Source organism: Kribbella sp. NPDC050459 (genome assembly GCF_040655315.1).
Classification (GTDB): domain Bacteria; phylum Actinomycetota; class Actinomycetes; order Propionibacteriales; family Kribbellaceae; genus Kribbella.
The window spans coordinates 93,959-107,244 of sequence record NZ_JBFAJQ010000007.1 but is presented as its reverse complement, the minus strand read 5'-3'; the positions used below and the strand labels follow the sequence as shown (position 1 = coordinate 107,244).

Sequence of the window (13,286 nt, the reverse complement as noted above, 5' to 3'; positions counted from 1 at the left end):
GTCATCCGCGCCTCCGCTTGCGCCGGTTCAGTTCGGTCTCGTAGTACACGGCGAACGCGCTGCCGCGCAGGGTGACCGCGGTCAGGGCGAGGATCACCGCGAACAGGATCCAGGCCAGCGCGGATGCGTACCCCATCCGGAAGTTCTGGAACGCGTTGTCGTACAGGTAGTAGACGAAGAACAGCAGCGAGTCCTTCGGGCCGCCGTTCGCGATGAAGCCCTGGGTGAAGATCTGCAGCGACCCGATGATCCCGGTCAGCGCGTTGAACAGGATGATCGGCGACATCTGCGGCAGCGTCACGTGCCAGAACTGCCGGACCGGTCCGGCGCCGTCGAGCGCGGCCGCCTCGTACAGGTTCGGCGGCACGTCCTTCAGGCCGGCCAGGTAGATCACCATCGCGCCGCCGACCGTCCACAGGCTCATCAGGATCACCGTCGGCAGCGCCCAGGACGCGTCGTTGAACCAGCCGGGTCCCTCGATCCCGAACCGCGCGAGGACGTCGTTCATCAGGCCGTACTGCGGGTTGAACACCCACAGGAACAGCACCATCTGAGCCACGCCGGACACCAGGCTCGGCAGGTACCAGACGGTCCGGAACACGCGCATCCCGGGCACGTCCGAGTTCAGCAGCAGCGCGACGAGGAACGCCAGCGCGGTCTGCAGCGGCACGCTGATCAGGGCGTACAGCAGGGTGACCTTCAGCGCCTGGCCGACCCGCGGGTCCTGAAGCGCCTCCGTGTAGTTGGCCAGGCCTACGAACTTCGGCGGGGTGATCAGGTCCCACGAGGTCAGGCTGACGTACACCGACGACGCCATCGGGCCGACCGTGAACAGGGCGAACCCGATCAGCCACGGCGAGACGAACAGCCAGAACGCGATCGTCCGGTCCGCCCGCGGCCAGCGCCGCCGGGCCCCGTACGCCGCCAGTCCGATGACGGCGTACAGGACGATCAGCAGCAGCAGGAACGGGACCAGCGGGACGAGTGCGGCGGGAACGCCCCAGGACGCCGCGAGGTCGCGGATCCAGCCGACGGTGGGATTCACTTGGTCAGGGCCTGCGTGCACTTGGACGCGAGCTGCGGCAGCACCTTCGCGACGTCGTCCTTACCGGTGCCGAGCGCGGTGTAGCTGGTCATGCCCTTCTCGGCGTCGCCGGACAGCTGCGCCTCCTTGGCGACCGAGACGCCGACCTCGCCGGTCTTCAGTGCGCCGGTGAAGGCGGCGAGGTTCCGCTCGGCCGGCAGCACCTTCTCCAGCGTCGGCGCGGACGCCGCGATGATCGGTACGCCGAGGGCGGTGTTGCCCTGGATCAGCTGGTCCTGGGCGACCTGCTGGGTGCTGGCGAACTCGACGAACTTCTTGGCGGTCTCGAGCTGCTTGCCGCTCGCGGTCTTCGCGATGCCGAGCCCGTCCACCTCCATCGGGAATCCCTTGCCGGGCACCGGGACGAGCGTCCAGTTCGGCTTGCTGATCTTGGCGAAGTCGGCGACCGTCCACGGCCCGAAGTCGCTGAACGTGGCGAGCCGCCCGGCCGCGAACCACTGCGCCTGGTCCTGCCCCTGGATATCGGTCGAGGTCGGCGCGTACCGGTTCTTCTGCATGTCGACGACGTACTGCGCGGTCTTCACACCGGTCTCGTCGCCGAAGGTGCACTCGGTCGCGTCGGCGTTGTAGTAGCCGCCGCCGGCCGCGGTCAGCCAGCCCCGGTACCAGAGGTTGCTCGAGCCGTAGACCCGTGCCTTGCCCTCGCCGTGGGACAGTTTGGCGGCGATCGTCCGGAACTCGTCGAGGCTCAACGGTGTCGTTGCGCTGGGCAACGGCACGCCGGCGGCCTTGAAGGCGTCGGTGTTGATCGCCATCACCTTCGGCTTGGCGGCGAACGGCATCGCGTAGTACTTGCCCTGCAACTGCAGTGCGGCCGAGATGTTCGGCTGTACGTAGGCGCTCGGGTCGACGGTCTGCTCGGCGAAGCTCGGCGCGAACCCGGCCAGGCTGGTGTTGCTGATCTCCATCACCGTCGACTGGGTGCCGGCCGCGATCGAGGTCTGCAGCTTCTGCTCGTAGTCGGACTGGATCCAGTTCGTGGTCACCTTGGCGCCGGGGTTGGCCTTCTCGAAGGCGGCGGCGATCGCCTTCAGCGACGCGGCCTCGGAGTTGGTGCCCCAGAACGAGAAGCTGATCTCGGCGGTGTCGGCCGCCTTGTCCGCGGCCTTGCTGGAGGCCGGTGCGTTGCCGGTCGCGCAGCCGGCGGCCAGCAGGACGGCGAGGGCGGCGGGGACGAGTTTCTTCATGCGTGGTCCTTGGGCTGAACGACCCGGGCGGTGCTGCCGGGTGCGGCGGAATGGGTCTCGGAGTCGGGGCCGACCGTCACGGTCAGCGGCCCGGGTCCGCTGTGCACGGTGACTTCGGTGGTGTGCTTGCCGATCTGATGGATGCGGAGATCCCACCCGCCGACCGGGAGATTGTCGACAATCAGCTCGCCGATCTCGGCGGGCAGGTGGGAGGTGATGGACAGAGCCGCGTTCGGGGCGTCCGGCCGGAGCCCGAGCAGCCCGGCGACCAGGTGCTCGACGACCGTGAACGAGATCTCCGGGTAGTCGTCGCGGCTGTCGATCAGGTGCTTGGTCCAGCGCCAGGCCGCCTCGTCGCGGCCGTGCCGGAACAGGAACTCGGGCCAGTAGCTGAACGACTCGATGTTGAGCGGCGGCTGCGACTCCAACTGTTTCTCGAGATAGTCGAGGAACAGTTCGTTGCGCTCCCCCGTCCCGCTCAACCCGAACAGCGGGACCAGCGTGTGCGACTCCAGTCCCCAGTCGAAGTCCAGGCCGTCCTTGGTCATGCCGCGGGCGAAATGGTCGCCGTTCCACCAGTCCTGGTACGTCGCCTGGATCCGGTCGGCCCGGTCGTGCAGACCGAGCTTGCGGAGGACGGCGTACTGCGTGGCGAGGCCGTCACCCGCGATCAGCAGGGGCGCCTCGCGCTCGTTGTACGTCGCGGTGCCGAGGAAGATGTCCGCGGTACCGCCGGCCTCGGGGATGCCGTCGCCGTCGGCGTCGTGTGCCGCGACGAAGTCGTCGACGCTGTGCCGGTAGTACGCCGCCAGGTCGGGATCGTCGATCCAGCGGCGGTCGCCGGTCCAGTCGTACTGTTCCAGCGCCCGGTAGGCGAGGTCGAACACCGCGGGGATCTCCCGGACGAAGTGCTCGTCGTCGTGGTAGTCGAGGGCCGCGATCCGCCCGTCGAAATGGAAGGCCCAGATCGGGAACCACTTGCGGGCCGGGGTGGCGGAGCGGGCGAAGTGCCGGAACATCGCGAAGTTCTCGGCGTCCAGGCCGAGCAGGTGCGCGCCGGCCGCCTGATGGCAGACGTCGCGGGAGTAGAACAGCGGCCGGGACGGGTAACCGGCCCAGTACGACGGCAGGTTGCCCGCGCCGGTGCACACCCAGGCGAGGGCCCGGTCGCGGGCCCAGGCGAAAGCCTCCCCGACGAAGGCCAGATCGGAGCTGACAGCCAGCACGGCGTCTCCTCGTGAATCGGATATTAGCGGTAAAACTAGAGACGCCCGGCAATTCCGTCAATACCTTCTGGGGATGCGATTTTACCGCTATAGTCCGGCATGTGACGACATTCGAGATCCGCTCCCCCGACGGTCGCACCGTGCGGACGGGCACCCTCGCCGGCCCCGGCAGCCTCACCTCGCGCCCGGCTGTCGAGCCGGGCGTCCTGCGGTACGACGTGCTCGCCGACGGGCCGGTGAAGCTCCGGTGGACGTGGCCGGCTGAGGACGCGGTGACGCTCTGGCAGGCGACCCAGGGCTCCCGGCGCAACCTGCCGACCGACTGGGGCTCGGCGCGCGACGTCCGCTCGGTCCGCTCGGCCCCGGTGGCATCGCTCGTCGACGCACAGGACAACGCCATCACCACGATCTCGCTGTCGTCCCACGTCCGTGGCTGTGACTTTGCCGTGGGGGTGAACGAGGAGACGGCGGAGCAGCTGATCGAGCTGACCGTGGCGGATGTGGAGGGCGACGGCTTCACGCTGCGGATCGATCTGCGGGCGCAGCACTTCTCCGATGCCTTGCGTGCCGTGACCGCGGAGTGGGCAGCCGAGTTGGGTGATCGGGTCGCCGCGGTGCCACCGGTTGCGCGTGCGGCGATGTACTCGACCTGGTACAGCGACCACCAGCACGTTTCCGCCGAGTCCGTCGAACGGCACGCTCGCGCGGGAGCGGCGTACGGGATGCAGGCGGTGATCGTCGACGACGGCTGGCAGACCGACGACACGCGGCGCGGGTACGCGTACTGCGGCGACTGGGAGCCGACCAGCAGCACGTTCCCCGACATGGCGGCGCACGTGCGGCGCGTGCACGAGCTCGGCCAGCGGTACGTGCTGTGGCTCGCGCCGCCGCTGATCGGCGTGCACTCGAAGGCCTGGGAGCGGTTGCGGGACCGGATCCTCGGCTTCGCGGACGCCGACGTCACCGCCGTGCTGGACCCGCGGTACCGCGAGGTCCGCGAGCACCTGCTCGAGTGCGCGATCCGCCCGGTCCGCGACTGGGGTGTCGACGGGCTGAAGATCGACTTCATCGACTCCTGGGCGTGGGACTCCCCGCCCGCGGCGCCGGACGCCGACTGCGAATCCGTCGACGAGGGTGTCGAGCTGCTGCTGCGGGCGATCACCGACGAGCTGCGGCGGTTGCGCCCGGACGTGCTGATCGAGTACCGGCAGGACTACGTGCACCCGCGGCTGTGGCAGTTCGGCACGTTCCTGCGCGCCGGCGACTGCGCGCTCGACCCGGTCGAGAACCGCGTGCGGACTGTCGATTGCCGACTGCTGGCAGGAGATCGCGCGGTGCACTCCGACATGCTGATGTGGAGCCCGTCGGCGTCGGTCGAGAACGTGGCGCGGCAGTTCATCGGCGCACTGTTCAGCACGCCGCAGGTCTCGATGGAACTGGACGCGTTGCCGCCCGATCACGAGCGCGTGGTCCGGCACTGGCTCGGGTTCATGCGCGACCACGCCGACGCCCTGCTGGGCGGCGTACTGCGGCCGTCGCGCCCCGATGCGCGCTACACGCAGGTGCGCGCGGTCGGGGCGACGGAAACGGTGATCGCCGTGTTCACGAACCCTGTGGTGCGGGTAGATGACCCGTGCACCGTCGTGGTCAACGGCAGCGCCGAGCCGCGGCTGTACGTCGAAGGTCCCGCCGGTCGACCGGTCGACCTCGTAGTGTCGGACTGTTCGGGGCACGAGCTGCACCGGGAGACGACGACCCCGCCCGCGGTCTGGGCGATCGACGTACCGGTCGGCGGAGCGGCCCGGATCGTGTACGAGTAAAGGGGGAACGACTTGGCTGCGGAGAAACCGCGCCGGACGACGGTCGCGGATGTCGCCCGGCTCGCCGGGGTGTCGGCGATGACGGTGTCGAACGTGCTGAACGCGCCGCACCGGGTCGCGCCGCCGACCGTGCAGACCGTCCGCGCGGCGATCCAGGAGCTCGGCTACATCCCGAACCACGCGGCGCGCGCGTTGTCGTCCGGGCGCAGCCAGGTGATCGGCCTGCCGCTGTACTTCGAGGAGGATCCCGAGGACGCCGAGAATCCGGGACTCGGCGGGTTCCTGCACGGCCTGCTCGGCGGCCTGGTGAAGGCGGCCGCGGCGTCCGGGTACGGCGTGCACGTCACGACACCGACCGAGGCCGGCAGCGAGATCGCCTTGTACGAGAAGCTGATCGCGGCCCGGCAGGTGGACGCGATCGTCGTCCTGGAGACGATGCCGCAGGACGCCCGCATCGAGTTCCTCAGCCGGCGGCGGTTCCCGTTCGTGGCCTTCGGCCGGACGGGACCGGAGCACCGGCAGTGCTGGGTGGACGTGGACAACGAGACGTCGATGGCCGGTATCGCGGCGCATCTGCGCTCGACCGGGCGGGAGCGCGCCGTGTACCTGGCGACCGACAGCCCGTTGCCGTGGGTGCATCAGCGGCAGGACGGCTTCGTCCGGGAGTTCCCGTCCGCGGTCGTGCGCTCGTTCGGTTCGCTCGACGCGGTGGCGGCGTACGTCGAGGAGACCGGGCCGCCGGACGCCTTCGTCGCGGACAACGACGCGTTCGCGGTGGTCGCGATGCGGACCCTGCAACAGCGCGGCATCACGGTCGGTCAGGACGTCGCGGTCACCGGCTTCAACGACTTCCCGTTCGCGAGCATGCTCGACACCCCGCTGACGACCGCACGGATCCCGCTGCGCGACATCGCCACTTCCCTGTTCGACCGCGCCCTGCGCGAGATCGCCGGCGAACCCGACGAGCCCGGCCGCCTGGTCACCGCACCCCTCGTGGTCCGCTCAAGCGCCTGACGCTACGGGCGGCCCGGCGGAGTACCTGACCGCCGCCTCGACGAACCGCGCCAACTCGGCCGACCGGCTGCCCGCCGGCCAGACGACGAACATCCGGTACGGCTCGATACCGGTCACCGGACGGTAGGTCACGTCCGGGCGGATGTTGCGCTCGGCCATGGACCGCGGCACCAGCGCGACCGCCTGCCCGAAGGCGACCACCTCGAGCAACTGCGACGAGTCCTGCACGACCGGCCCGTCCACCGCATCGTCCGGCCGCGCCGCCCAGTAGTTGCGCTCGGCAACATCAGCGCGGCTCCACCGCGGCGCCGGAATCCCGGCCAGGTCGTCGGCCGCCAGCACCTCCCGCCCGGCCAGCTCGTGCCCGGCAGGCAAGGCCGCCACCCGGGGCTCCTCGTACAACTCCTCGCACTCCAGTCCGAGGTCGTCGAACGGCCGACTGACCAGCGCCACATCGGCCCTCCCGTCCCGCACCATGCCGGCCTGCTCCCCGAACCCGCTCACCACCACCTCGATCCCCGGCAGTTCGGAGCGCAGCTCACCGACGAGCAGGTGCAGCAGCTCGGTGGCGACACCGGGTTTCGCTGTCACCACGAGCCCTTGCGAGGGCTGCCCGGCCCGCTGCGTCCGGCGTACGGCGGAGTCGAGGGCGTCGATGACCGGCCCGGACTCCTTGAACAACGTCTCCCCCGCGGCCGTCAGCGCAAGCCGCGGCCCGGAGCGGTCGAACAGGTCGACGCCGAGCCGGTGCTCGAGTTGGCGCATCGCGCGCGACAGCGGCGGCTGCGCGATGCCGAGCCGCTCGGCGGCGCGGGTGATGTTCAGGTCCTCGGCGACCGCGCGGAAGTACCGCAGCTCGCGGATCTCTGGCTCGGGCATACCTCCAGGGTATGGCGGGCCACCTGATCGGTGTTGGCCCGCGGAGGTGCGCCCGCGCTGCACTGGGGACATGAATCAGAACGAAGTCGCCCTGGTCACGGGCGGGAACAAAGGCATCGGCCGCGAGATCGTCAGGCAGCTCGCGCTGCGTGGGCTCACGGTGTACCTGGCGGCACGGAATCCCACGCTCGGGGAGAGCGCCGCAGAGCAGCTGGCCGGCGAGGGTCTCGACGTACGGTTCGTGCAGCTGGACGTCACCGACGGGGAATCGGTCGCGGCGGCCGCCAAGCATGTCGAGGCCGACTCCGGCCGGCTCGACGCGCTGGTCAACAACGCCGGCATCGTCTCCGAATGGGGTACGGCGGTCGCGGACATCACGGCCGAGCAGGTCCGCACGGCGTACGACGTGAACGTGTTCGGCGTGGTCGCGGTGATCAACGCGTTCGTACCGCTGCTGCGCCGGTCGCCGAACGCGCGGATCGTCAACATGTCGAGCGGGCTCGGCTCAACCACCCTGCTCTCCGAGCTGGACGGCCGCCTCGCGACGCAGGGCCTGCTCGCCTACAGCTCGTCGAAGGCCGCCCTCAACGCACTGACCCTGGTCTACGCGAGTGCGCTGCGCGCCGACAACATCAAGGTGAACGCGGCCACCCCAGGCCTCGTGCCGACCGACCTGAACACCCAAGCCTCGGTACCGCGCGGCGAGCGCACCGTGGCCGACGGTGCAGCCGTCCCGGTTGCCCTCGCGACACTGCCGGCGGAGGGCCCGACCGGCGCCTTCAGAGGACCTGAGTCGCTGTCCGACGTGGCTCCGTGGTGAGGGCCTGACGGGCGATCAGCAGGGTGATCGTCGTGCCGAGGACGCCGGCCAGCGCGATCGTGAGGCTGGGGGCGAGGAACGAACCGACGACGCCGCCGAGGGCGATGCTGACGCCCTGGATCGCCATCAGGCCGCTGGTCTGGACGGTGAACAACCGGCCGCGGTACGACGGGTCGGCGTGCTGCAGGATCAGCGGATCGACGCCCTGGTTGAAGGCGTACCCGGTGCCGGAGATCGCGAGCAGCAGCGCGGCGACCGGGATCGGCGGCACGGTGAGGAACGCGATCGCGGGCAGCTGGGTGACCAGCAGGAACGGGACGACGAGCCGTCGCCGCACGGAAGGGGTGAACCGTGCGACGACGAGCTCGCCGAGCACGCTGCCGACGGCGTACCCGGTGAACAGCGCACCGGCGGCCGCGGCGGCGACGCCGACCTGAGCGGTGTAGGCGACGGCAAGCCCGTCCGGGAGGGACGAGAACGCCGGCGCCACCCAGGTCAGCAGGATCAGGTTGCGGAGACTCCGGTTCGCGAACAACATCCGCAGCCCGGTCCACGAGTCGCGAACCGTGCCGCTCTTCCGCTCCCCCGGCGGCGTGGACGGCGTCCCGGTGCCGATCAGGATGGCCGACATGACGAACGCCGTCACTTCGACGACCAGCAACCACTTCGCGCCGATCGCCGCCACCGCGACGCCGCCGACCGCGAACCCGGTCAGGACGGCGGTCTGACCGATTGCCCGCAGCAACGACCTGCCGATCGGGAACAGGTCCTGCGGCAGCAGGTGCGCCAGGCTGGCGGCCCGCGCCCCGGCGAAGACGGGAGCGATCATCCCGGTGCCGACCAGCAGGCCGAGCAGCCCACCGACCGGCATCCCCGGCAGCAGCATGCAGGCCACGCAGGTCGCGCTCAGCAGGTCGCAGGCGACAAGCACCCGCCGCGCCGGGAAGCGGTCCGCGACCGAGGACAGGAGCAGGCCGCCCACGGCGTACGGAAGGAACGAACACACCAGTACGAGGGCCGACAGCAACGGGGAGCCGGTTCGCTCGAAGATCAGGATCGACAGCGCGACCTGCGCACCGACCGTGCCGAGCATGGTGACGGTGTGCGCGGCATAGACGGCACGCATGCCGGGCAGGCTGAGTACTGCTCCGTAGGACCTCACGCCGCGAGCGTGCCCGAGCCCGTGACGAGCGGCGTAGAGTTTTGGTTGTGGCCGAAAGTTCTGGTTCATGACCGTCCTGCGGTTCACGCAGGCGGACGCGCTGCGCTGCCGGTTCGGTGCGTCGCCGCTGTGGGAGACGATGTCGGCGGTGCGGGTCCTGAACGGATCGAAGCACCGGCCGCTGTACGGCGACTGGATCGCGGCGAAGCGGGACGCCGCACGCACCCTCGACCTGCGGCTGCTGAAGGCCGTGCAGCCACGCGTCGGGTTCACGCCGGACTTCCTGACTCCACCGCCCAAGGCGTCCCGCGCGAAGTTCGGCACCGAGATCGCCCGGGTGCGCAGCACGCCGCTCGACACGGTGCGGACCGAACTGATCCGGTCCCGCGACGAGTTGAAGAACCCTGCCGCGGCTGAGATCGACATGATGCTGGCGGACCTCAGCGGCAGCCGCGAACGTCTCGCCGACGAGATCGAAGCCGCGTGGGAGGCCCTGATCAGGCCGGACTGGCCGCTGATCAGCCGCGTCCTCGAGGACGACATCGCCTACCGCGGCCAGCAACTGACCGACGGCGGCCTGGCCGGCCTGTTCGACGACCTGCACCCGACCCTCGCCTGGGAGGACGACCGCCTGGTCGCCACCCGGTACCGCTCCGAGGACCGCGATCTCACCGGGCAGGGCCTGCTCCTGGTGCCCGGGGTCTTCGCCTGGCCGTATCTGGTGATCGTCGCCGACCCGGCCTACCACCCGACCCTCGTCTACCCCGCCCGCGGCGCCGCGCGACTCTGGTCCGATGCACCCGCTCCCCCGGATCCGCTGGCGCGCCTCCTCGGCCGCACGCGCGCCACGCTCCTCGTCGCGCTCGACCCGCCCGCCACGACCAGCGCCCTCGCCGCCCAGTACGGCCTGGCGCTCGCCACAGTCGCCGAACACCTGTCGGCGCTGTACGACGCGGGGCTCGCGACACGTCGCCGTACCGGGCACCAGGTGCACTACCGGCGTACCGAGGTGGGACAGGCCGTGGTCGACGCCTCCGTCGGCTGAGCGCTGATCGGCGTCAGAATGCTGGGGTGAAGAAGGCGTCGTATCCGCGCACCCGCCACACCCGGCGCTGGCCGGCCTCGCTGGCAGTGCTGGCCGTGCTCGTCCTGCAACTGCTGGTGCCGGCGCAGATCAACGCGTTGCCGCGCTGGCTGATGCCGGCTCTCGGCTTCCTCCTGCTGCTGCCGCTGGTCTGGATGAACCCGTTCCACCTGCGCCGGGACGAGCCCTGGCTGCGGTGGGTGGAGCTCACCCTGCTCGGCGTCCTGGTGGCCGTGAACGCGTTCTACCTGGCCGGGATGATCTTCTTCCTGAACAACGGCGACGCCAACGAGGGCAAGGTACTGGTGAAGAGCGCCGTCCTGATCTGGGTGACGAACGTGGTCGCGTTCGCGGTCTGGTACTGGGAGATCGACCGCGGCGGCCCGTTCGCGCGGGCGCCGGAGCACGAGCGCGAGACCGAGCGGGCGGATCTGCTGTTCCCGCAGATGACCGTCGACCTGCCCGGCTGGAAGGGCTGGCTGCCCGGCTTCACCGATTACCTGTTCGTCTCGTTCACCGCGGCGACCGCGTTCAGCCCGACCGACACGATGCCGCTGACGGCCCGGACCAAGATGCTGATGGGCGTCCAGTCGGCGATCTCCCTGCTGACCGTCGCCATCATCGCGGCCCGCGCCGTGAACGTCCTGTGAGATCCCACTCGACAGGCATGTAATGGGCGTGAGAGCGTTATGCCCATGTACAGCACGAAGTCGGTGGGGTTGGGGTTCGCGGTCTTCTCCGCGATCACGTTCGGCGGGTCGGGGCCGTTCGCCAAGGCCTTGATCGGGGCCGGCTTCACGCCGCAGCAGGCGGCCTGGTTACGGATCCTCGGCGCCGCCGCCGTACTCGTCCCGCTCGTGCTGATCTTCCGCGGCCGCGGCGGCCTGCGCGCCGCGCGGGCGTCCTGGAAGGCACTGGTGCTGTACGGCCTGACCGGGATCGCCGGATGCCAGACGCTGTTCTTCCTCGCCGCCAGCCGGCTGCCGGTGGGCGTGGCGCTGATGCTCGAGTTCTCCGGTCCGGTGCTGGTGGTCGCGTGGCTGAAGTTCGGCCAGAAGGTCGCCGTCCCGCGCTCGGCCGCGATCGGTGTCAGCATCGCGGTCGTCGGTCTCGCGACCGTGGCCGAGATCTGGTCCGGGTTGCGGATCGACCTGATCGGCCTGATCGCCGGTCTCGGCGCGGCCGCCTGTCAGGCGACGTACTTCATCCTGATCGACAAGCTCACCGGCGCCGCGGACCCGCTCGTGATGACGGCCGCGGGCAGCGTGGTCGGCGCCGTCGTCCTGACGCTGATCGCGGCGCCGTGGGCTACGCCGTGGCATGCGCTCGTGGACACGATCGCGATCGGCGACCGGCACGCGCCGGGCTGGGTGATGGCCGCCTGGCTGATCCTGGTCAGCACGGTCGTCGCCTACCTGGCCGGCGCGGCCGCGGTCCAGCGGCTGTCGGCGGCGATCGCGGGTGCGGTCGCGTACGTCGAGGTGGTCGCCGCCTGCATCTTCGCGCTGATCCTGCTCGGCGAGACGCTGCGGCCGAACCAGATCGCCGGCGGCGTGATCGTGCTGATCGGAGCGTTCGTGGCCCAGTCGTCGGTCGGGAAGGTCGCGTCTCCGGAGATTCCCGACGCTCCCCAGACCGACGTACTGGATCCGGCAGCCATCTAGCGCAACGAGTCGACGAGCTCACGGGGCAGCCCGTGGGTCTCGTGCAGGTACTCGTAGTCGGTGTCGTCGAGCGACTTGTGGAACCGCTCGTGGCTGAGGACCTTGCGGCCGCGGTCGAGCAGGTTGCTGAACCGGATCTCCTCGTCGATCAGGATCCGCCGGATCAGCGTCACCGTCTCGCCCTGGTGGAAGTGGTTCAGGGTGTGCTCGAACAGCTCGATCGGCAGGTCCGACAGCGAGCGCGACTCGTCGGTCTGCCAGAGGATGGTCAGCATCCGGCGGATCAGCCGGCGCAGCACGTACCCGCGGCCGGTGTTCGACGGGTGCACGCCGTCGCCGACGATCACGATGCTCGACCGCAGGTGGTCGATGACGATCCGCTGCGAGCGCTCGTCCAGCGTCCAGAGCTTCGGGACGATCCGCAGCCACGGCTCGAACAACGAGGTCTCGTACACCGAGGTCTTGCCCTCCAGCAGCATCGTCAGCCGCTCGAGCCCGAGGCCGGTGTCGATGTTCTGCTGCTTGAGCGGTTCGAGCGAACCGTCGTCGAGCCGGCGGTAGCGCATCATCACGTGGTTCCAGACCTCGACCCAGCGGTCGTCGGTGGTCGGCGTCCCCTCCGGCTCGCCCTCACCGGTCCAGACGAAGATCTCCGAGTCCGGGCCGCACGGACCGGTCGGGCCGTTCGACCACCAGTTGTCGTCCGTGGTCAGCTCGATCGGCAGGCCGAGCTGCTGCCAGGTGCGCAGCGATTCCTGGTCGAGCGGCACCTGGTCGTCGCCGCCGAAGACGGTCACGTACAGCTGCCGGGGGTCGAGCCCGTAGCCGGAGGTCAGCAGTTCGTACCCCCATTCCAGGGTCTGGCTGCTGCCGTAGTCGCCGAGCGACCACGAACCGAGCATCTCGAACACCGTCAGGTGGGTCGAATCCCCCACCTCGTCGAGATCGGTGGTGCGCAGGCATCGCTGGACGCCGGTGAGTCTGCGCCCCAGTGGATGTGGTTCGCCCTCCAGGTACGGCGTGAGCGGATGCATCCCCGAGGTCGTGAAGAGCACGGGATCGCCGAGCCGCGGGATGAGCGTGGACCCCGTCGTCGGGACGTGGTCGCGGTCGATGAAGAAGTCGATGAAGGTCCTGGTGATGCTCATGGTTCTCGTCCTTGTCGATTCAGGACCGGAACCGGACCACCGGGGCTACAGAAACAACAACACCGGCGAACCGTTTCCGGTCGCCGGTGGAAGTTTCAGGATGTCAGGCCGCGGCAGCCGGAGAGCGGAAAGCTCGTACGGCTGCGGCAAGTCGGAACATCCGGTGCATGCCGGCCA

Annotated in this window: 12 protein-coding genes; 6 read left to right on the top strand and 6 right to left on the bottom strand. The window is 69.9% G+C overall.

Features of this window, described 5'->3' with window-relative positions:
- Nucleotide 1: 1 nt before the first annotated feature.
- Genes AB0I12_RS23335 through AB0I12_RS23325 form a run of 3 tightly spaced genes read right to left on the bottom strand, consistent with a single transcriptional unit; the run spans nucleotide 2 to nucleotide 3,518 of the window.
- Nucleotides 2–1,045, bottom strand: a complete 1,044-nt coding sequence (locus AB0I12_RS23335; protein WP_359933294.1) for a sugar ABC transporter permease — start codon at nucleotides 1,043–1,045, stop codon at nucleotides 2–4.
- The gene (locus AB0I12_RS23330; RefSeq protein WP_359933292.1) at nucleotides 1,042–2,292 is read right to left on the bottom strand and encodes an extracellular solute-binding protein; all 1,251 of its coding nucleotides are present in this window, start codon (nucleotides 2,290–2,292) and stop codon (nucleotides 1,042–1,044) included. Before AB0I12_RS23330 ends, AB0I12_RS23335 begins: the two co-directional genes overlap by 4 nt.
- Nucleotides 2,289–3,518, bottom strand: a complete 1,230-nt coding sequence (locus tag AB0I12_RS23325; protein WP_359933290.1) for a hypothetical protein — start codon at nucleotides 3,516–3,518, stop codon at nucleotides 2,289–2,291. Before AB0I12_RS23325 ends, AB0I12_RS23330 begins: the two co-directional genes overlap by 4 nt.
- A gap of 101 nt (nucleotides 3,519–3,619) precedes the next feature.
- Here AB0I12_RS23325 and AB0I12_RS23320 point away from each other — a divergent pair, with 101 nt between their 5' ends.
- Both AB0I12_RS23320 and AB0I12_RS23315 read left to right on the top strand, forming a co-directional pair.
- Nucleotides 3,620–5,338, top strand: a complete 1,719-nt coding sequence (locus tag AB0I12_RS23320; RefSeq protein ID WP_359933288.1) for a glycoside hydrolase family 36 protein — start codon at nucleotides 3,620–3,622, stop codon at nucleotides 5,336–5,338.
- 12 nt (nucleotides 5,339–5,350) lie between these two features.
- A complete protein-coding gene (locus AB0I12_RS23315) occupies nucleotides 5,351–6,352 on the top strand; it encodes a LacI family DNA-binding transcriptional regulator (RefSeq protein WP_359933286.1) in 1,002 nt (333 codons plus the stop codon).
- Here the strand turns inward: AB0I12_RS23315 and AB0I12_RS23310 are convergent.
- The gene (locus AB0I12_RS23310) at nucleotides 6,341–7,231 is read right to left on the bottom strand and encodes a LysR family transcriptional regulator (RefSeq protein ID WP_359933284.1); all 891 of its coding nucleotides are present in this window, start codon (nucleotides 7,229–7,231) and stop codon (nucleotides 6,341–6,343) included. The two genes, AB0I12_RS23315 and AB0I12_RS23310, sit on opposite strands and share 12 nt — an antisense overlap.
- Nucleotides 7,232–7,301: 70 nt before the next feature.
- On the opposite strand from AB0I12_RS23310, the gene AB0I12_RS23305 reads away from it, so the two are divergent.
- Nucleotides 7,302–8,051, top strand: a complete 750-nt coding sequence (locus AB0I12_RS23305) for an SDR family oxidoreductase (protein ID WP_359933282.1) — start codon at nucleotides 7,302–7,304, stop codon at nucleotides 8,049–8,051.
- Here AB0I12_RS23305 and AB0I12_RS23300 read toward each other — a convergent pair.
- Nucleotides 8,011–9,213, bottom strand: coding sequence for an MFS transporter (locus AB0I12_RS23300; RefSeq protein ID WP_359933280.1), 1,203 nt, complete (start codon nucleotides 9,211–9,213; stop codon nucleotides 8,011–8,013). The genes AB0I12_RS23305 and AB0I12_RS23300 overlap by 41 nt on opposite strands.
- Nucleotides 9,214–9,280: 67 nt before the next feature.
- Between AB0I12_RS23300 and AB0I12_RS23295 the strand changes: the two genes are divergently transcribed.
- Genes AB0I12_RS23295 through AB0I12_RS23285 form a run of 3 tightly spaced genes read left to right on the top strand, consistent with a single transcriptional unit; the run spans nucleotide 9,281 to nucleotide 11,961 of the window.
- Nucleotides 9,281–10,258 carry a DUF5937 family protein gene (locus AB0I12_RS23295; RefSeq protein ID WP_359933278.1) on the top strand — a complete coding sequence of 326 codons (978 nt, stop codon included), beginning with the start codon at nucleotides 9,281–9,283 and terminating at the stop codon, nucleotides 10,256–10,258.
- 26 nt (nucleotides 10,259–10,284) lie between these two features.
- Nucleotides 10,285–10,947, top strand: a complete 663-nt coding sequence (locus tag AB0I12_RS23290) for a hypothetical protein (RefSeq protein ID WP_359933276.1) — start codon at nucleotides 10,285–10,287, stop codon at nucleotides 10,945–10,947.
- A 45-nt stretch (nucleotides 10,948–10,992) separates the two neighbouring features.
- A complete protein-coding gene (locus AB0I12_RS23285; protein WP_359933274.1) occupies nucleotides 10,993–11,961 on the top strand; it encodes an EamA family transporter in 969 nt (322 codons plus the stop codon).
- Here AB0I12_RS23285 and AB0I12_RS23280 read toward each other — a convergent pair.
- Nucleotides 11,958–13,109 (bottom strand): alanine--tRNA ligase-related protein, encoded by a 1,152-nt coding sequence (locus AB0I12_RS23280; protein ID WP_359933272.1) that lies wholly within the window; start codon nucleotides 13,107–13,109, stop codon nucleotides 11,958–11,960. The two genes, AB0I12_RS23285 and AB0I12_RS23280, sit on opposite strands and share 4 nt — an antisense overlap.
- Nucleotides 13,110–13,286 lie beyond the last annotated feature (177 nt).

Coding starts and splice junctions, on each gene's coding strand:
- AB0I12_RS23330 (WP_359933292.1), bottom strand. CDS start 2,292: ATGAAGAAACTCGTCCCCGCCGCCCTCGCCGTCCTGCTGGCCGCCGGC.
- AB0I12_RS23310 (WP_359933284.1), bottom strand. CDS start 7,231: ATGCCCGAGCCAGAGATCCGCGAGCTGCGGTACTTCCGCGCGGTCGCC.
- AB0I12_RS23305 (WP_359933282.1), top strand. CDS start 7,302: ATGAATCAGAACGAAGTCGCCCTGGTCACGGGCGGGAACAAAGGCATC.
- AB0I12_RS23295 (WP_359933278.1), top strand. CDS start 9,281: ATGACCGTCCTGCGGTTCACGCAGGCGGACGCGCTGCGCTGCCGGTTC.
- AB0I12_RS23285 (WP_359933274.1), top strand. CDS start 10,993: ATGTACAGCACGAAGTCGGTGGGGTTGGGGTTCGCGGTCTTCTCCGCG.
- AB0I12_RS23280 (WP_359933272.1), bottom strand. CDS start 13,109: ATGAGCATCACCAGGACCTTCATCGACTTCTTCATCGACCGCGACCAC.